The sequence below is a fragment of the Phormidium yuhuli AB48 genome (genome assembly GCF_023983615.1).
GTDB classification, from domain to species: domain Bacteria; phylum Cyanobacteriota; class Cyanobacteriia; order Cyanobacteriales; family Geitlerinemataceae; genus Sodalinema; species Sodalinema yuhuli.
In genome coordinates this window covers 593,255-611,157 of record NZ_CP098611.1, presented here as the reverse complement: position 1 = coordinate 611,157, position 17,903 = coordinate 593,255, and the positions used below count along the sequence as shown (strand labels likewise).

Annotated in this window: 20 protein-coding genes; 10 read left to right on the top strand and 10 right to left on the bottom strand. The window is 50.8% G+C overall.

Annotated features, from left to right (window positions below; all coding sequences use genetic code 11):
* Nucleotides 1-8: 8 nt before the first annotated feature.
* From NEA10_RS02585 to NEA10_RS02565, 5 genes are all read right to left on the bottom strand, one after another.
* Nucleotides 9-1,130 carry a hypothetical protein gene (locus NEA10_RS02585; protein ID WP_252663653.1) on the bottom strand — a complete coding sequence of 374 codons (1,122 nt, stop codon included), beginning with the start codon at nt 1,128-1,130 and terminating at the stop codon, nt 9-11.
* Nucleotides 1,131-1,205: 75 nt separating this feature from the next.
* Entirely contained in the window at nt 1,206-3,149 is a 1,944-nt protein-coding gene (locus NEA10_RS02580) for a tetratricopeptide repeat protein (protein WP_252663652.1), read from the bottom strand.
* A 93-nt stretch (nt 3,150-3,242) separates the two neighbouring features.
* A complete protein-coding gene (locus NEA10_RS02575) occupies nt 3,243-3,410 on the bottom strand; it encodes a hypothetical protein (RefSeq protein WP_252663651.1) in 168 nt (55 codons plus the stop codon).
* A gap of 4 nt (nt 3,411-3,414) precedes the next feature.
* On the bottom strand, nt 3,415-4,752 hold the full coding sequence (locus NEA10_RS02570; protein WP_252663650.1) for a ferredoxin reductase family protein: 1,338 nt from the start codon (nt 4,750-4,752) through the stop codon (nt 3,415-3,417).
* 271 nt (nt 4,753-5,023) lie between these two features.
* Nucleotides 5,024-5,560 (bottom strand): phycobiliprotein lyase, encoded by a 537-nt coding sequence (locus NEA10_RS02565; RefSeq protein WP_252663648.1) that lies wholly within the window; start codon nt 5,558-5,560, stop codon nt 5,024-5,026.
* 336 nt (nt 5,561-5,896) lie between these two features.
* On the opposite strand from NEA10_RS02565, the gene NEA10_RS02560 reads away from it, so the two are divergent.
* Both NEA10_RS02560 and NEA10_RS02555 read left to right on the top strand, forming a co-directional pair.
* On the top strand, nt 5,897-6,463 hold the full coding sequence (locus NEA10_RS02560; RefSeq protein ID WP_252663647.1) for a phycobiliprotein lyase: 567 nt from the start codon (nt 5,897-5,899) through the stop codon (nt 6,461-6,463).
* 197 nt (nt 6,464-6,660) lie between these two features.
* On the top strand, nt 6,661-7,224 hold the full coding sequence (locus NEA10_RS02555) for a phycobiliprotein lyase (protein ID WP_252663646.1): 564 nt from the start codon (nt 6,661-6,663) through the stop codon (nt 7,222-7,224).
* 4 nt (nt 7,225-7,228) lie between these two features.
* On the opposite strand, the gene hpsU is transcribed toward NEA10_RS02555, so the two are convergent.
* The 3 genes from hpsU to NEA10_RS02540 form a co-directional block, all read right to left on the bottom strand.
* The gene (gene hpsU / locus NEA10_RS02550; protein WP_252663645.1) at nt 7,229-7,840 is read right to left on the bottom strand and encodes a hormogonium polysaccharide biosynthesis acetyltransferase HpsU; all 612 of its coding nucleotides are present in this window, start codon (nt 7,838-7,840) and stop codon (nt 7,229-7,231) included.
* A 36-nt stretch (nt 7,841-7,876) separates the two neighbouring features.
* Nucleotides 7,877-10,246 (bottom strand): heavy metal translocating P-type ATPase, encoded by a 2,370-nt coding sequence (locus NEA10_RS02545; protein WP_252663644.1) that lies wholly within the window; start codon nt 10,244-10,246, stop codon nt 7,877-7,879.
* Nucleotides 10,247-10,357: 111 nt separating this feature from the next.
* On the bottom strand, nt 10,358-11,101 hold the full coding sequence (locus NEA10_RS02540; protein WP_252663643.1) for a hypothetical protein: 744 nt from the start codon (nt 11,099-11,101) through the stop codon (nt 10,358-10,360).
* A 240-nt stretch (nt 11,102-11,341) separates the two neighbouring features.
* On the opposite strand from NEA10_RS02540, the gene recR reads away from it, so the two are divergent.
* Nucleotides 11,342-11,920, top strand: coding sequence for a recombination mediator RecR (gene recR / locus NEA10_RS02535; protein ID WP_374111890.1), 579 nt, complete (start codon nt 11,342-11,344; stop codon nt 11,918-11,920).
* On the opposite strand, the gene NEA10_RS02530 is transcribed toward recR, so the two are convergent.
* Both NEA10_RS02530 and ald read right to left on the bottom strand, forming a co-directional pair.
* Nucleotides 11,917-13,098, bottom strand: coding sequence for a nuclear transport factor 2 family protein (locus NEA10_RS02530; protein WP_252663642.1), 1,182 nt, complete (start codon nt 13,096-13,098; stop codon nt 11,917-11,919). The two genes, recR and NEA10_RS02530, sit on opposite strands and share 4 nt — an antisense overlap.
* Nucleotides 13,099-13,162: 64 nt before the next feature.
* Nucleotides 13,163-14,254 (bottom strand): alanine dehydrogenase, encoded by a 1,092-nt coding sequence (gene ald, locus NEA10_RS02525; RefSeq protein ID WP_252663641.1) that lies wholly within the window; start codon nt 14,252-14,254, stop codon nt 13,163-13,165.
* A gap of 657 nt (nt 14,255-14,911) precedes the next feature.
* Here ald and NEA10_RS02520 point away from each other — a divergent pair.
* From NEA10_RS02520 to NEA10_RS02490, 7 genes are all read left to right on the top strand, one after another.
* On the top strand, nt 14,912-15,232 hold the full coding sequence (locus NEA10_RS02520; protein WP_252663640.1) for a HigA family addiction module antitoxin: 321 nt from the start codon (nt 14,912-14,914) through the stop codon (nt 15,230-15,232).
* Nucleotides 15,233-15,394: 162 nt separating this feature from the next.
* Nucleotides 15,395-15,646: a hypothetical protein gene (locus tag NEA10_RS02515; RefSeq protein WP_252663639.1), complete on the top strand. Its 252-nt coding sequence runs from the start codon at nt 15,395-15,397 to the stop codon at nt 15,644-15,646.
* A complete protein-coding gene (locus NEA10_RS02510) occupies nt 15,612-15,980 on the top strand; it encodes a type II toxin-antitoxin system PemK/MazF family toxin (RefSeq protein WP_252663638.1) in 369 nt (122 codons plus the stop codon). The genes NEA10_RS02515 and NEA10_RS02510 overlap by 35 nt, the downstream gene beginning before the upstream one ends.
* A gap of 171 nt (nt 15,981-16,151) precedes the next feature.
* Nucleotides 16,152-16,502 carry a DUF433 domain-containing protein gene (locus NEA10_RS02505; protein ID WP_252663637.1) on the top strand — a complete coding sequence of 117 codons (351 nt, stop codon included), beginning with the start codon at nt 16,152-16,154 and terminating at the stop codon, nt 16,500-16,502.
* Nucleotides 16,503-16,574: 72 nt separating this feature from the next.
* On the top strand, nt 16,575-16,766 hold the full coding sequence (locus tag NEA10_RS02500; protein WP_252663636.1) for a hypothetical protein: 192 nt from the start codon (nt 16,575-16,577) through the stop codon (nt 16,764-16,766).
* Nucleotides 16,754-16,942, top strand: coding sequence for a type II toxin-antitoxin system PemK/MazF family toxin (locus NEA10_RS02495; protein ID WP_252663635.1), 189 nt, complete (start codon nt 16,754-16,756; stop codon nt 16,940-16,942). The genes NEA10_RS02500 and NEA10_RS02495 overlap by 13 nt, the downstream gene beginning before the upstream one ends.
* A gap of 105 nt (nt 16,943-17,047) precedes the next feature.
* Nucleotides 17,048-17,758 (top strand): DUF4336 domain-containing protein, encoded by a 711-nt coding sequence (locus NEA10_RS02490; protein WP_252663634.1) that lies wholly within the window; start codon nt 17,048-17,050, stop codon nt 17,756-17,758.
* Nucleotides 17,759-17,903 lie beyond the last annotated feature (145 nt).

The window sequence follows — 17,903 nt, the reverse complement described above, 5'->3', positions numbered from 1 at the left end:
GAATGGCTCTATTCGGTTTTAATCGATTGCAATCGCTTCATCAGGGCAGGGCGATTGCTATAGTCACTCTGGAGCCGTTGGAGACGCAGGCGAAAGGCGGGTAACTCTCCCTGGAGCCTCGCCAAGTCCCGCAAGTCTCGCAGCAAGTCCGTCGCCTCATCGTAGGCATAGCCTTGTTTGCGCCCAATCAAATACAGCACTCGCTCCCAAGTTGTCTCCACCTTAGGGGCCAACGCTTCCAAATCCTTCTGACGCTTACGTTGGGCCGCCTCGTTCTCCTGTTGTTTGCGTGTTGCCTTCATCTCCTCAGACAGCGCCACTAACTGCGAAAAATGGCGTCGTTTTTGCTCAGCAGCGGGGGGTGGGGCTGACGTTGCCCCCGCCAGTTCCTTGAGCCGATTCATTAACTGCCGATCCACGTGGGGTTCTTGGCGCAGCAGTTTCAGCAAAAAGTCGTCCCGTTCTGCCTCCGTCAGGCGGGGCAACATCTCTTCCAGGGACGGGGTTGAAGCCGCTTTATAGCCAGGGCTTGCCTCAGCCGCCGCCGTCACCAAGTCCGGGTTCAACTCCACGAACTCCACAAAGGTCTTGAGGGCTGGCGTTAGAGTTTTCAGATTGGGCGGTAGGGGCGGCTCAATCGGGTCTTCATCACTGTAGGTCATCGCGCTCACATAGGCCCGCAACCCGGCCAGATACAGCAAGCGCAGGTCACCTGCTAACAGGTCATCCCGCAGGGGCAAGAGTTTGGGCAGCCAGCCTTCCCCCTCAATCCAATTCACCATCCCCTCGTCGTCCTGAATGTGAATATTCAAAATCAAGTAGTCGGCGGTGGTGGAGACGGTGATGGCATCCTCAATTTCATAGGGTTTAAACCATTCTGGGTCAACCAGGGCTTTCGGCAAACGAAACATCACCTGCCAGGTTCCCCAGTTGGCCAGGTAGAGCATGGCGTCAAAATACTTAGCCACCAGGGTCTCGGGGTCACCGCGAAAGTCACTATAGTTATAGAGAAAGGTGGCCCCGTGGGGCGTAACCTGCGCTCGACTGGAGAGGGCTTGCAGGGTTTTCTGCTCTTGCCGGGTTAGGGGGCGATCGAGGGACTGAAATTCGTAGTACTGATATTCACTCATTGGTTTTACTTATCTAGCGGATTCAGTCAGGACAACATACTGGGGAGAAGAAAGAATAACTCACCCGACTCGCTTCTAGAGTTTTGCCAGTTTCTTTTTCCAATAGGTTAGCCCTGGATGATCTGAACCAATGCCATCCCACATTTGCAGCCAACCCCGAGCTTTATCGAGTTGGTCTTGTGCGACCAATAGAGACACATAGGCATCAGCAAAGGCATTAAATTCTGACGTATGGAAGCGATCGCGAGACAAGACCGGAGTGAGCAGGGCCTCCGCCGCGTCAAGATCGCCCTCATTGAGATAGCGCCGGGCTTTGGCGCAACGGGCAAACAAATAGTCAGGGAAGCGCTCTAACGTCTCATCAATCAGAGCATCAGCTTCCGTATGTCGCTCTTGCAGGATATAGGCCGTAGCTAAATTATGGTAGAGGTCCGGCGCATCCGATTCAAGTTCTAAGGCTTCCTTGAGTAAGGTTTCCGCCTCGATCGCTCCAGCCTTATCACGCTGACGAAGGTATGGAATAGCTTGATTGAGAAGTTTTTGCACCGATTTTGGGTGATTGACAGCAGGTTCAGGGAACACCTCATAGTTTGCCAGCATCACATCGCGCCACTCGCCCTGAATCCAGAGGGTGATTTGACCTTTTGGAAGCAGACCCGCTCGGGTAGCCATGGAGGCGGCCCGATTGCGCATCGAGTCGCTGCCGTTTTGACCCAGGGCAAAGTCTTTGATAATCTCCAAGATTTCCGGGGTCTGAAGATGTTCGGCCATGATCAGACCAAATTCTTGCCCTTGGGAGCCTCCCCGCTCCATAATGACAGGTAGCTTCGTTAAAAATTCGGGATGACGCTGAAATAGCTGCCCCATCAAGACTGACGTCTTATCAATGTCAGGGTTATCAATAACCCTGTTAAGGGTATCACGCAGATCCTTCACGGTCGTGGGCAACAGCCACTGTTCCCAAGGAAATGACCAAGCCCCATGACGCTCCTCCACGGGACTGCAAATATCTCTGAGATTATCCTTTGCCAAGATCATATTTGGATCCTGCTTTAAGGCTTTGTCCCACTGCGTCAGGGCGCGATCTCTATCCCCAGTGCGAGCCAGAGCCGCAGCCGTTAGATGGAAAAAGAGCGGCCCGACTGGGGAGTCATCCACCTGATCGGCTTCAGCTCGGTCCAGAACCTCGACAACGCCCGCATCATCAGCGAGATAGCTCAGTCCCTCGACCCGTTTTGTCCAGGGGTCCCAGCCTTCCCCTGGGCTGGTTTTGAGGCGATCGCCATAGGCTTGGGCCGCCTCCTTATCTCCTGAAACCACGAGAAAATGCACTAAGTTGGAGAGAGCATGGATATTGTTCGGTTCAGACTCTAAGACCGCTTCACTCGTGGCGATCGCCTCCTCGACATTTCCCTCAGTCCAGCTCACCAGGGCCAAGTTATTGCGGGCCGGAATAAAGTCTGGATGATGGCGAATCACCTCCAGTTCCGCCTCACGGGCCGCCGCGCAGTTCCCCTGTGCTAAATAGATTTGCCCTCGTTCATGAAGGACAGCCGCCTCAAAATTGTCTGAACCCAGTTCCCCTAAAATTTCGGGAATTTTCGGGGTGACCGTCTCAAGAATCTCCCGGGCCCGGGGAGCGCCTTTATGCTCTGGATCGATGGCTAAGGCCCACTCTAGGACTTGCGATGCCACCAGGGGGTACATGTTGACCATGTAGACGTTCCCCAAAGCATAGAGGGTATCGGCATCATCCGGCGTCAACTCCACGAGTTTCTCACAGGCGATCTGGTAGGTGTCTAAGTCCCTCAACTCATAGGCCACCTCCGACAGATAGTCCCAGACCTTCTTATTGTCAGGATACTGCTCAGCCAAGAGCTGTAGCACCTCATACGCCCCCTGCCAATTTTCTTTTATGGCATAGGCTTCCACCCGTTGTAGCTCAACGGTGAGACTTTTTTTCCCGAAGCCACGGGACTTTTTAACGGTGACAGCTTTTTTCGTTTTACGCTTTGCCATGTTCTTAACCTGCTTCCTACGTGGAGCCAGTTGCGATCGCCTTGACTTGGATTTACCTTATCGCAAGTTCGCCCCATCCCCATCCCGTGCCGGTCAAGGATTGGAGTCAGACAGGACTAGAGAGAGAACCGCCTCATTCCCGGAGTTGCCCTCAAACGGGTCAGATTTGGGTCGATTTTGCAGCCAGGCAAAGAAGGCCCCGGAACCCACCATAATGAGCGTGGTCACGACCACCAGTTGCAGCATAATGCTATAGCGCATGAGTCTAAGCCAAATTAAAGTGTTCCATATGTACGTTGGTCACCGGAACCTCCAGTGCAAACAGGGCCGCTTCCACCTGGTCCATCATCACCGGAGCGGCACAGATAAAGTACTGGCGGCTGCCTCGGTGCAGAGGAATATAGCGAGCCAGGAGCGACTCATCGATGTAGCCGCTTTCCCCAGTCCAGCCGTCATGGGGGTGGCGCGGCACATAGACGATGGTTAAATCGATTTTCTCCTTGAGGGCTTCTAATTCCTCTCGGTAGGTGAAGTCCTCCCAGGATGAGGCGGAGTAGAGTAGCAAAAAGGGACGATCATCCTGGCGCTCAACCGAGGTTAGCAGCATACTGTACATGGGCGTAATGCCGATACCCCCAGCAATCAGGACAAAACCGGCGCTGTCCCAATAGCGATCGGTGGTGAACACGCCGTAGGGACCATCGAGGTAGGCTTTAGTGCCGGGTTTGATGTCTTTGATGGTGCGGGTGAAGTCTCCTAGGGCTTTAATACCAAACTCAATCCGCTCCGGGTGGTCACCGCTCGACGACATGGAAAAGGGATGTTCCCGCATTCCGATGGGGTGAATGTCCAGGGTGATCCAGGCAAACTGTCCCGGTTGAAAGGTAAATCCTTCATGGCCGTTGGGGCGCAGGGCCAGGGTCCAGACATCGCCCCGCTGAGGTTGGACGGCTTCGACGAGGTAGGGACGCTTGGTCATGAGGATTGGCTTCACCAACCGCACATAGAGAATCAGCCACAGGGCCGCCAGCACCATCACTGACCACAGAACTACCTTCCAAAATAGGCTCATGTAGTGGCCGACCCCCAGGGCATGGCCAAAGCCTAAGCCTACGGCGACTATTGCTAGGAGACTATGGACGGCCCGCCAGGGTTCATAGGGAATGTTCAGCCGCTTTCGCCATATCGTCGTCACCACCATGATGAAAAAGGCTAGGGTGGCCATGACGGCCATCCGGGCCCGCCAGGGGGCTTCAAAAAAGTTCAGCAGTTCCAGGGTTTCGGGGTCCACCACGAATAGAATGACTGGGTGGACTAGCACCATTAAAAAGGCGGCTAAGGAGGTGTAGCGGTGAAATTGAATGAGGATATCGATGCCGTAGGATGACTCGATGCGGTTGACCCGGGCGGCGAGGGCAAACTGTAGTACCATCATCGCTAGACCGATGAAGCCTAGGGCAACGGAGAACTCTAGCCAAAACCCCCGGTTCAGGGGGGCTGGGTGCAGCAACATCACGGCTAGGGGGGTGATGGAAATGAGAATGTAGGCTACAATCCACAGGGTCGCGATCGCGATGGGATTGTGCATTAACAGGCGTTGCATGGATGACCTCTTGCGGCGTTTGGTACAGCTTAGGTTAAGGCGGGGATGGAACGGACTCTTCTGGCATCCATGGCTCAACGGATGACAGGGGCGAGGGTCAATGAGCGCGATCGCAACCCAGTCTCACTGATTATTAACGTCTAATTGTACCTAATTTGCACCCACTCATCCTGGCTCTTCTGAACTGAAGATATAAAATCAATACTAGAGAGACTAGATAATACGAGGTGGTACGGTAGGGGCAAAATATGTTTCGCCCCTACCGTTCTGACTAATGCCGGGTTTCTAAGTATTGACCAATCATCAGTTCTTCTCCATCGCGACAAATGACCGTTTGACGAGTGCGGTATTTTTGGCCAATCAGTTTTAATTCCTCCTCAAAACTGGAATTGTTGTACTCGGTTTTTAAACACATCGTCTCAGGATTGGTGAACCAAAAATCGGCAATCACCGGCTTAGGAGTGGCGAAACCCCGATCGCGATAGAGAATGTCCCCCCGAACCCCAAACACCGTCTCTCCCCGACTCGGTTTGCGGCTGACTCCTTCATAATGACTTTCCCAGGTGACACGACTTCCGCAGAGGAAGGGGGTGTCACTCTGGAGTTCGTGACGTTGGGCCAACTCTCGTAATAACTCCTGTTCGGGTTCGAGAAATTCGACGGTAATTTCACTGGTGACTTCTTGGGTTTCCCCGCTGTTGAGGCTGTAGTAGCGACGTCGGGACGTCCACTCCCCCGCACAATTCCTGAAAAATTGCTGGGCGAGGGCCTCGGCCGTCAGCGGTTGATGGTGTAGAGATAAAGTCATGGAACCTCACAGAACTAGGTACGGGATAGGATGGAAAGGCGATCGCCCTGGACAAGCTTGACCTCAGCCATTTGGATACTGTTCCTGGATGCTTGTCAAGCACCCTAAACCTATCTTAATGGAAATCAATGAACTGTAACAATTGAGACGGACAACATCCTGCTCAATCTGAGATGTCAGAATTAAGGATGTCGGAACCCCAATGGGGGTCTTGGCCGTCGAACTGGGATAAGGGGATGGTGACAGTAGAGCTTAGGTCAAACTGTTTAGTTTGAACGGTTTTATAACAATTTAAGTAAAATTTAAGGAAAAGACGGAGAATTTCCCATTCATTCTATGGAACTTAAGACTTTTCAGGCGTTTTTTGATTGCTGCGTCGGTCAATGGAGTACCGAGCGCACCTACCACTATATGACTCGTCAAGAGGTGGAGCGATCGCACACCGACTTCGTCATCCATCCCCTCTCCGGCGAGCTTAAACAGAAAGTGCTGCGGGATAACGCCTATCCCATCCCAGACAACCTCGACCCCCTCCCCGGCTATCACCTGGAATTTGCGACCGTCTCAGAAACTGGGGAAGAAGTCGAACAACAACTGAATCTACTCTTTGTCCCCACCGAAGACCTCGGAGACCATATTGAAGGGGATTACCTGCGCGATCGCGCCTACGAAGAAGACCGGCCCATTATCTCCCACTTCCGCTTCCACAACAGCAGCCGCGAACTGTTGATGACCACCCGCTATACCCGAGTCGTCGCCGTGGACTCCATCACCCTGATTAACCCCGAACTGCGAATTCGCAAAATCCTCAGTTACGAGCGTCCCGAAGCCAATCAACCCTTAGAAAAGGTCGTTCTCGTTGGCTTTGGGGTGGAACAAAAATCATCCCATTCCCAAACCTAAGACATTTTAGACGGGACAGTCACAAATCGTCTAACCTTTACTAAAAAAAGTCCTGAAGATGCTTGTCGTCTTATCTAACTCGACTAAAGCGATTGACTTGATTCACAAGTAGCCACGAAGCCACTATTGTAGAAAGGCCAACAACCCTAGCCAGGTGCTGGGGTTCGTTTCCTCTACCAATCTGTAAAGTCCCACGGATGAACATTAGCAAATTTTTCCGACTCTCCTTGGGGGTGTGGCGATCGCAGCGAACCGGTCATAACCACGAACTCAGCCACGTCGAAGATGTCCAATCTACCCTAACAGCCACCCCTTTAGGCTTAGATGAGGTGCAATTACTCAACGCCTGTCGCGACTTGGGAATTGATAGTTATGACATCAGCTCCCCCTACCGAGTTGAGCAAGATTATCAAGCTCGCTTTACTCATTGGCAACAGAGTCATAGCTATTTAGTCATCCCCGTTCCCAACCCCGATAACGCCAATGTTGGGACTCTTATCTATAGCTATCTGGACTTAGACACAGCCGCTAGTCGGGGAACCTATGAATTACGGCCCGACGGAACCCTGATTGTGCAGATGGAGCAAGAAAACGCCAAGCGTGAGGAACGAATCTGGTTTCCCTCGGCTAACCTGCGGCTTCATGTCTGCATGATTCGGCCGAGCGATCGCGCCGTCACCACCACCATTTTTACCTCCGATGTCCGCACCAGTCCCGCATCCGCGATGACCGATAACTCGGCGATCGCCTTACAGCGTTAGCATCCTAAGACTCTGGGGGGGAGTCCTCCGTCATCGTTCGTGGCGATTTGGCGCGACAGGGACTCCCCAAACAGACATATCCCGCCGGAAGATTCCCAAACACACTACTGCGGGCCCCCACCACCGTATTAGAGCCAATCGTCACCCCAGCGGCCACAAAACAATCCGTCGCCACCCAAACCCCATTCCCTAGGATAATGGGGTTTGTTTTTAGACCAAAGCGGCGATCGCCAATATCATGGCTTCCCGTACAGAGATAACTTTTCTGAGACACCACACAATGGTGTCCCAGACAAATCTCATCGAGACTATAAAACACCACATCATCGCCAATCCAGCAATAATCCCCGATATGAACCTTCCAAGGATAGGTAAATCGGGCCGTCGGACGGACAATCACCCCCTCCCCCACCGTCGCACCAAAGCGACGCAATAGCCAACAGCGAAAACCATTGGCGAAATGAGGCGAGAGGGGAAAGGCGATCGCCTGAACCAGCCACCACAACAACACATAGACTCCCGAACGACCGCGATCGTAATCCGATTGATCATAGCGGCGCAAATCCACCCAAGCAGGAGTCTCCAGATCCGGTTTCGAGAACTCAGTTGACGTCATAAACAGAGGAGAAAAAAGAACAGACAACAGTAGCCATCACCCCTCAAAGCGACGCAGCAGCAACGAGTTCGTCACCACACTCACCGAACTCAGGGCCATAAAGCCAGCCGCTACCGCCGGATCGAGGAGAATGCCAAACTGGGGTAATAACACCCCAGCCGCCACCGGGAGTCCGACGAGATTATAGCCAAAGGCCCAGATGAGATTTTGGCGAATCTTATTGAAGGTGGCCCGACTCAAACGAATTGACCCCAGGATATCCTGGAGGCGATCGCCCATCAAGACAATATCCGCCGTTTCCACCGCCACATCCGTTCCCCCATTCAACGCCAGGCCCACATCCGCTTGAGCCAACGCCGGTGCATCATTAATACCATCCCCCACCAAGGCCACCTTCAATCCCATCTCCTGTAACTCCGCCAGGCGCGAGGCTTTCTCCTGGGGAGTCACCTGAGCCATAATCTCTTGGGGAGACAGGCCCAACTGTTGGCCAATCCCCTGAGCCGTTTCCGGGCGATCGCCCGTCAGTAGTTGCACCTGCAATCCCAAGTCCCGCAAGGCCTGCACCGTCTCCGCTGCCTCCTCCCGCAACTGGTCCCGAACCGCGATCGCCCCTGCAAACTCCCCAGCAATCGCCACATACACCAGACTATTTCCCTCACGGGCCATCTGATCCAGCCAATCCTGCACCTCCGTCTCCAGAACAATCCCCTGGCGTTCCAACCAGAGACGACTTCCCACCAACACCACCTGAGACTCAATCATCCCCCGTACCCCTAACCCCACTTCCGTCTGGGAATCCGACACCGGGAGCAAGTTTAATCCCTCAGTCTGGGCCCGACTCACGATCGCCTCAGCGAGAGGGTGATTCGTTTCCCGTTCCACCGAAGCCGTCCATTGCAAGAGATTATGGGGGCCCCGTTGCCAAATTTCGCTCACCTGGGGACGGCCAGTGGTTAACGTTCCCGTTTTATCAAACACCACCGTATCGAGTTGATGAACCCGCTCCAACACATCCCCGCCACGAATCAGCAACCCCCGTTCCGCACCCACACCGGTTCCCACCAAAATCGCCGTCGGTGTCGCCAACCCTAACGCACAGGGACAGGCGATCGCCCACACATCAATCATCAGCTTCAAACTCAGCAACAGCGGCGACAGGGGTTCCTGGCCCATCCCATGCACATGAGCCAAATTGGGGAACTCATGGGCCGTCTCTAAGACCTGGGGAAATAGATTGACTCCCATACCATACCAAAACAAAAATGTCAAGGCAGCTAAAGTCATAATCCCATACGTAAAATAACCCGCCACCGTATCCGCCAATCGTTGCACCGGGGCCTTGCGAGTTTGGGCCTCCTCCACCAAAGCCACAATCCGAGCCAACGCCGTATCTTTCCCCGTGCGTTGGGCCTGCATAATAATACTTCCCGACTGATTCAGCGTTCCCGTGGTGAGGCGATCGCCCGGGCCTTTAGCGACGGGTAGAGATTCCCCCGTCAACATCGACTCATTCACCAGAGTTTCCCCAACCCGAAGCATCCCATCCACCGGAATTTTCTCACCGGGGCGAACCTGTAAATAGTCCCCCACCCGCACCTGATCCGCCGGTAAATCCACCACCGTCTCAGGATTCAGCGGCTGCAACTTCTCAATCTCCGTCAACAGATGCACCGTTTTCGGCTGTAACCCCACCAGAGACTTGAGAGACGCCGAGGCCCGGTTTCTGGCTCGTGATTCCAGCGATCGCCCCAACAGCACAAACCCCAACAACATCACCGGTTCCTCAAAAAAGCATTCCCAAGCCAAATTGGGAAAAAACAGAGCCGCCGTACTCGCCAGATAGGCCGTCACCAAACCAAACCCCACCAGCGTATTCATACTCGGCGCATTCTTGAGCAAGCCCCGGGCCCCCTCCACAATCATCTCGCGCCCTGGAATCAGCAACGCCAGGGATGCTAAGCCAAAATGAAACCAGATATTACTCAATCCCGGAATAGGGGGAACCCCCAGCATTTGCAAATGGCCCAACACCGAGAGAATAATTAGCCCCAAGGCCACCCCAAGCTGACGTTGTTGTTGCTGTTGCGCCTCTCGCTGGCGTTTCTCCGTCGCCTCCAAATCCCCTAACGACAATCCCTCCTGACGACGTAACTGACTGGGAAACCCCCCCTCCGTCAAGGTTTGGGCCAGAGTTTCGGGATTGACGACTCCCGGTTCACAAGCCACCGTCGCCATTTCCGTCGCCAAATTCACCTTCGCCAAAGCCACTCCCGGAACTTGGCTCAATTTCCGTTCCACGGCCTTGACACAGCCAGCACATTTCATTCCCCCCACATCGAGGGCCAGGGTTTCCAGAGATTGAACGTGGGGTTGAGTATCCGGTTGAACAGGGGAGACTTGCATAGATGAGGTAGACCAACTCAGTAAACATGCTTATTTCTAAGCATACCGAGAACTGGCACCCTGATTGCTACTCCCCATCACCTCTGACGAAAATGAGTGGCTGAACCTCCCTCATGGGGTAGGATTGCGAACATAATCCACATTGAGAAAGAAAACCGTCAGAATCGTCAGAAAAAGGTAACTACATAAGCCCAAAACGAAAGCTGAAGCTAGCTCCATCAACTCTGGAAGTAAAGGAATAGCACTCGTGACGATCGAGGCAAACCCGAGACCAAAAGCCAGACCAAAGAAAACAATCAAAAAGACCGTTCCCAATAAAAAAGAGCGCCCAAATATTTTCCACCATTGTCCTTTTACTAAATTGCGACTGTAGGATAAACTATCTAAGCCACAACCGCGCAAAGCAACTGCGTCAAGACTAAAATAAAAGAGAGTCATTAAATAAAATCCTGGGATGAGAAATAGCACAAACCCCAAGATTATAATGATTCCTCCAACAAGAGTAAGTAAAAAACTTGGCAAAAAGCGAGAAAATCCCTGTTGGATAACCTCAAATATCTCAATGGGGCGATTGAGAACTGCTGATTCAGTTAAAATCAACGCGCTCACAAATCCTACAATTGAGAGGACAATAGTTGCACTCACAACCAGTAAACTGGTGGGGCTAGCACCTATGCCAAACTCACCCGAATTATCAGGCGTCGGACTCAGGATTTGCAGAATAGCAATGGGGATATCAATCACCAAAACTAAAACCAAAAAATTGGATAGATTATCCTTGAAGATTGACCAGCCAATGTCAAAGTAATCACCAACGTCTAACCGGGGATTCTTGAGGGTTTGTTGTTTTGTCATATTGAGTAGATTGGCTACAAATACCAACCGAGTTATGGGATAATTTTTAAAAACAACTATAAATTATCGAATGTTAACCTCGATAAAACAGGATTGAGGTTACCCCCAGAAAACCATAATACAATGCCAATAGCTATTGGACTATTTTTTTTACATTAATTTAAAAATCAACTCGAAAATTTGTTATAATGGCTACCGCCTAATTCTAGTTCTAGGAGGTGTGCCGTTTATACTCGTCCCCTGGCTCGGCTGATCGAGCAATTCCAGAAACTTCCCGGTGTTGGGCCCAAGACAGCACAACGCCTCGCCCTTCATGTTCTCAAGCGTCCAGAAGCAGAAGCCCAAGCCTTAGCAACCGCCTTAATTGAAGCCAAGCAGCAAGTGGGATTATGTCAAGTCTGCTTTCACTTCTCCGCCGATCCCGTTTGTGAGATTTGTCGTAACCCCAACCGGGATGACAGTACCATCTGCGTCGTCGCCGACTCCCGCGATGTCATCGCCCTGGAAAAAACCCGGGAATATCGCGGCAAATACCATGTTTTGGGAGGAACGATCGCCCCCATGGAGGGAATTGGCCCCGAACAACTCCATATACAGCCTCTAGTGCAGCGCGTCAGTCAAGGAACCATTAAAGAAGTCATCTTAGCCATTAACCCCAGCGTAGAAGGAGAAACCACCACCATGTATGTGGGCCAACTCATCAAACCCTTCACCCGAGTAACCCGCATCGCCTTCGGCTTACCCATGGGAGGGGACTTAGAATATGCCGATGAAGTGACCCTAGCTCGGGCCTTAGAAGGGCGACGAGATCTCGACTAGAGAATTAACCACAATCCCAAGCCCCAAAAGGGAATCCAGCGTAGGCCCCGCCGAGGATGGCCGGGGGGCATAATTCCCCCCAGGATTATCCCTTGGAAGATACTAAATAGAACAATATCCAGGGCGAAGGCAATCGTGACGCGATCGCCCCGTAACATCTGGCCAAAGAACCCCAGTCGTTCCCCAACCCCACCCACATCGCCCACCGCAAAAAACCAAACCACCGCGATCGCCCCCACCACTAACCCCGTCCAACCAAAGGAACGAGCCATAAACCCCTTCCCTTGACTCTGTTGCGGATCTGGCTCAGTGGTGCAACGCAACCCCATATAGGGCAACAGAAAGATATTCGTCAAAAACATCGCCCCCAGCCAAATCAGAGGGCGAGGGAGGCGGTAGCCCCGAGGATCGGCCAACAATAGGGGCAGAAACATAAAAATCCAAGCTTCCGCAAAATTAAAAAACGCCTGAGTCACCGGATGCACCGGCGGAGACTCCAACAGCGTTAGCCCCAACCCATTCAGAATCGGCAGCACAAAAAAGAAATTCAACGACTCATCCAGCAACTCCCGAATCGTCTCAGGTTGCAACGCCCAAAGGGGATCCCCAGGAAGCAACCAATCCCTGGGAGAAAGAATCAACACCGCCAAATAGATCACCGTAAAAATCCACAGAAACGCCCCATAACTCGGATAGAGGCGAGACGACGACTGGGCCGACGATTCAGACGGAGTGGGTTTTAAGAACCGTCGCCCCAGAGGAGCAACCAAGCGGACAATCAACAGAGCAAATCGACCTAACTTGAGAGGAGGTTCTGAGATATCACGAGCAAACACCAATTTACCCGTCTGCGTCGAAAAGCGATAGAACCCCACCCCTCGGCCATTGGGAAACGGAATCCCCGCCAACTCAATATGCCAAAGCAGGGCCACCGTCTCCCCCTCTCCCTCAGCACAATCATCAATCACAAACAGCAAATCCTCAGGAACATTGGCACAAGTTTCCGCAAAAAATCCCCGAACCTCAGCTACCCCCAAAAACGGCTTAGGGAAATTCACATCCTCATACACACAATCCTCATCCACATAAACCAACGCCCCCTCAACATCCCGCCGGTTAATCGCCTCATACAAAGCCGTAATTCGTTCCCGCTTCGACAACTCCCTCAAATCACCCATAATCGCCTCTCCTCATCCTCCTCTGTGTCCTCTGTGACTCTGTGGTTCCCCTCTTACCTTCCCCCTACAAATCCCCAAATACCTCCCGCACCGCCGGATGAACCAACTGATGATCTCGTACATTCACCCCAGACGCGATCGCCTCATCCATCTCAATCGCCTTAGCCCCCGCCTCGGCCAACGTCAACACATAGGGAAGCGTACTATGATTCAACGACTGAGTCGCCGTGCGAGGAACCGAACCCGGCATATTGGGAACCCCATAATGCAAGACATCGGACACCAAATACGTCGGTTCCGTATGAGACGTTGGGCGAATCGTCTCAATACAGCCCCCCTGATCCACCGCCACATCCACAATTACCGCCCCAGGTTTCATGCGATGGACTAATTCCCGAGACACCAACATCGGCGGTTTACGCCCCAAAACCAACGCCGCCCCCACCAATAAATCCGCCTCTGGAACCGCCGCCTCAATCGCCAAGGAAGTGCTGTATTGCAACTCCACCCGAGAACCGAAGAGGGTTTCTAGATAAGAGAGGCGATCGAGATTAATATCAAAAATCCGCACTCGCGCTCCCAAACCAATGGCCACCCGGGCCGCCTCCGTTCCCACAACCCCGCCACCCAGAATCACCACATTTCCCGGAGGAACCCCCGGAACGCCCCCCAAAAGCACCCCCCGGCCCCCCTGAGGCCGTTCCAAGAAATGGGCCCCAAACTGCACCGAAAGTCGTCCTGCAATCACACTCATCGGAGCCAGAAGTGGCAAACGGCCATCAGGAAGTTGAACTGTCTCATAGGCGATCGCCAAAATCCCCGACTCCATCAGGGCCTCCGTCAACTCCCGTTCTGCTGCCAAATGGAGATACGTAAACAGCAGGCGATCGCCCCCACTCCCCTTGAGAAACCCATATTCCTCCGGCAGAGGTTCCTTCACCTTCACCACCATCGGCTGTTCCCAAGCCACCGCCGCCGACTCCACCACCGTCCCCCCCACCTGGCGATAATCCTCATCCGTAAACCCCGAACCCAGCCCCGCCTGAGTTTCCACAAAAACCCGATGGCCGCGATCGCCCAAAACCCGAACACTTTGCGGACTCAACCCCACCCGAAACTCCCGGTCTTTAATTTCCCGAGGAACACCAATATCCATAAACGCCCCACCCACCAAACAAACAAATCCCCTTCATTGTATACCAGTCCCCCTCTTGCCTCTTGCCATTCCCTCTAATCTTGTATCGGTAGTCCCCTGGCAGCTATTGGCCCTGACTCATGGAATTCGGGAAAATCCTGTAACAGAATCAGATGAATGTAGCCCGCGATACCATCCTCAAACTCACCATTGGAGGCAACTGCATCCTGGGTCGTTTGGTGTTCCCTCCTAGAGGGTATCTACGATAATCTGAAATGAGTAATCCCTAGACTTGTCGTTAAAATGCTTTTCCTCCCATCAACTCTAGGAAATAGCATGATACCTGTGCTATCATGTCAGCATGATTGTCTCTTTTGAAGATACAGCCACCCAGGACATTTTTAACGGTGAAAACACCAAAGCCGCGCGTAAGACTTGTCCACAAACCCTATGGAACGTTGCCCAGCGCAAACTCGATCAACTTGATTCAGTCATGAGCCTTGATGAGCTAAGAGTACCCCCCGGCAATCGCCTGGAAGCTCTAGTCGGTAGCCGTAATGGTTAATACAGTATTCGCATTGATGAGCAATATCGCATTTGCTTTGTCTGGAGTAAACAGGGTCCTGAAAAAGTTAAAATTGTTGATTATCACTAATAGTTATCCTGGAGTTATTCATAATGGTTCGTATTCCCACTCATCGTTCCCCTACCCATCCAGGCGAGATGCTTTTAGAAGAGTTTCTGAAGCCAATGGAACTAAGCCAACGAGACTTAGCCAATGGGATTCATGTTCCCTATCAACGAGTCAATGAGATTATTAACGGACGGCGAGGAATCACTCCCAGTACCGCTTTGCGTCTCGCTAAGTTCTTTGATATGTCACCGGATTTTGGGCTAAATCTTCAACTGCGTTGGGATTTATATCATACCCAACAGGAAGAGCAAGAGATTCTGAAGCAAATTTCCTCTCTCCCATCTGACAATTGCTACTCTAAATAGTGATAATGAACGTAGCCCGCAGTAACCTCCTCATGAAAGCCTGTAAAGGGACTGTTTCGAGGGGAACTATCATTGAGTATATTTACTCATTCTCTTAACTCAGATGCACCCACTTTAAATTAAAGTTATAATCTTTTCAAGCTTAAACCTTAAGGAGAAAACATGCTAGTCAGTGTTGAAGGGGTTTACCGCAATGGTCGGATAGAACTCATAGAAAGTCCCAATAACGTACCTGAAGGGGCTTGTGTAATTGTTACCTTTGTTAACTCGAATGAGATTAACTTGGAATCTCAAGGAATTGATAGAGAGCAGGCTAAGACTCTACGGGCAAGTCTAGCTACCTTTTCAGACGATTGGAACAGCCCTGAAATGAGTGTTTATGACAACTATGATGCCGCCAAAGCCAACGGTTAGTCGAGGTGATGTTGCTCTGGTTCTCTTTCCCAATTCCAATCTGAGTTCTGCGAAGACACGACCTGCATTGATCGTGCAAGCAGATGACTTACAGACAGGACTGCCCCAAATTATTGTTGCGATGATTACCAGCCAAATGTTTCGGGCAGGGCATCCCAGTCGTGTCACTATTTTGCTAAATTTCCCTGAGGGGCAACAGTCAGGCTTGTTGACAGACTCAGTTGTGATGACTGACAACCTGGCAACGATTGTAATGTTAGCGGTTCATCGTTTGATTGGCTCATTGCCTATGGCAGAAATTGATAAAGCATTGAAACACACACTGGGCTTGTAGCGATCGCAGGATAACAAGTCGTAGGGGCGAACAGCACCTCTACTATCGCTCGCTGACTATTTTTCGCCTCTACAATTTTGCAGACCCCACAACAAATCCCACCGTAGATCCAGAAGACCCAGTTTTTGAAGATTTTGCTGTAATAGCATCAACCCTTAACCCATCCTCAATATGACATTCACCACCCATACTCCTGTAACTTGGCAATACCTAAACATTGATGCTCACAATCAGGCAACCATTGCCCATAGTCGCGTTTCAGTTGCCCAACTGATTCAAGAAAAACACGCCCACGGCTGGAGTCCAGAAGAACTGCACTTTCAATACCCAGAAATTTCTCTGGCTGCCATTTATTCTGCCCTCAGTTATTGCTACACCTATCAACCCCAAATTGATACTAAAATTTATCAAGAACAGGAAGAAATCCAGAACTTGCAAGCTGATTTAATTACAATGGGGGTTGGTCATCACACTGCCGATTTTAAACAAAGGCTTCAGCAAAAACGGCAGCAGCAAGGATAAAAGTGGCAATCTATTACTATTTCGATGCTCCAGTCCATCGAGCGATTAAAATTGGTTTACAACTGAGAGGAGTTGAGGTGCTTACTGCTCAAGAAGACAATAGTTGAAATTGAAGTGGAGGGCGATCATCTCACAATTCGCACCGTACGACGGTTACGCAACAGCTGGGATAAAGCCTTTGCAGAAATGGCGAAAGAACAAGATGATGTTCTTCTGGACAAAGTCAACAGTACCGACTGGGAGCAACGTGAATGGGAGTGGTAGCCCTGGGTTTTGATGTTTTTTGGGTTAATCTTGACTCCACAATTGGCAGTGAAATTCAGAAAACACGACCCTGTGTGATCATCTTGCCAGATGAAATGAACCGTTATATTGCTACGGTGATGATTGTACTAATGACGACAAAAGGGAAAGCCTACTCGATGCAAATTTCCTGCTAATTTTGGAGGTAGATGCTTTTGTTGAGGTTGGGGCACTTAAGAGTTTTAAAAATAGTTTTAAAAAACATGCTACAATAATAATTGTCAAATAAAGTACCAACTAAAATGATGCTAAAAGAAGTTGACATAGATGTTTGGGTTGCAGAACAACCTTTCCGGTATTTGGGACTCGGTGTTGGAAACAGGATGACAGTTATTCGATTGGCGAATCGGGAATTGGCGGTGATTTCTCCAATTCAATCTAGCGACAGACTTGTAAGCCAGCTAGAGGAACTGGGAGTGGTTAAGTATATTATTGCCCCCAACCTTTATCATTATTTGTTTGCAGCTAATTTTAAATCTATTTATCCCCAGGCAACCTTTTGGGCTGCACCTGGTTTGACCATCAAAAAACCAGATTTGCCGATTGATCAGACTATCAAGGGTAATAAAGGTGAGTTATTACCTGGATTAGACTTTATCTTGTTCGATGGTTTAAGAGTTTTGAGCTTAACGGGAATTGATTCACTTAATGAATGTGTGTTTTTTCATTCTGATAGCCGCACTCTTATTTTGACAGATACGGCATTTAATTTCGATGAAAGCTTCCCAATTTTGACACGATTTTCAGCGAGAGTTCTTGGAGGATATAAACAATTAAGTCTATCGATTTTGGAACGGCTTGCCACAACTGAAAAAGAGCGAGTTAGAAAATCGTTTGAACAAGTCATGTTATGGGATTTCGAACGAGTTATCATGGCTCATGGAAGTATAATTGAACGAAATGGCAAAGAACAATTCAAAAAAGGGTATGAATCTTTTTTGAATTTAAGCTAGTGTTTATCTTAGCCAAACTCACATCAATCAAAATCAAAACCTCGTGGGACCTTCGATAAGAAATCAACGACCCCGGATGACTTGATACCTCTGATGTCATGGCTGGAATGAAGCCATGACACGCAGCTTTAGCAGTAAATTCGCC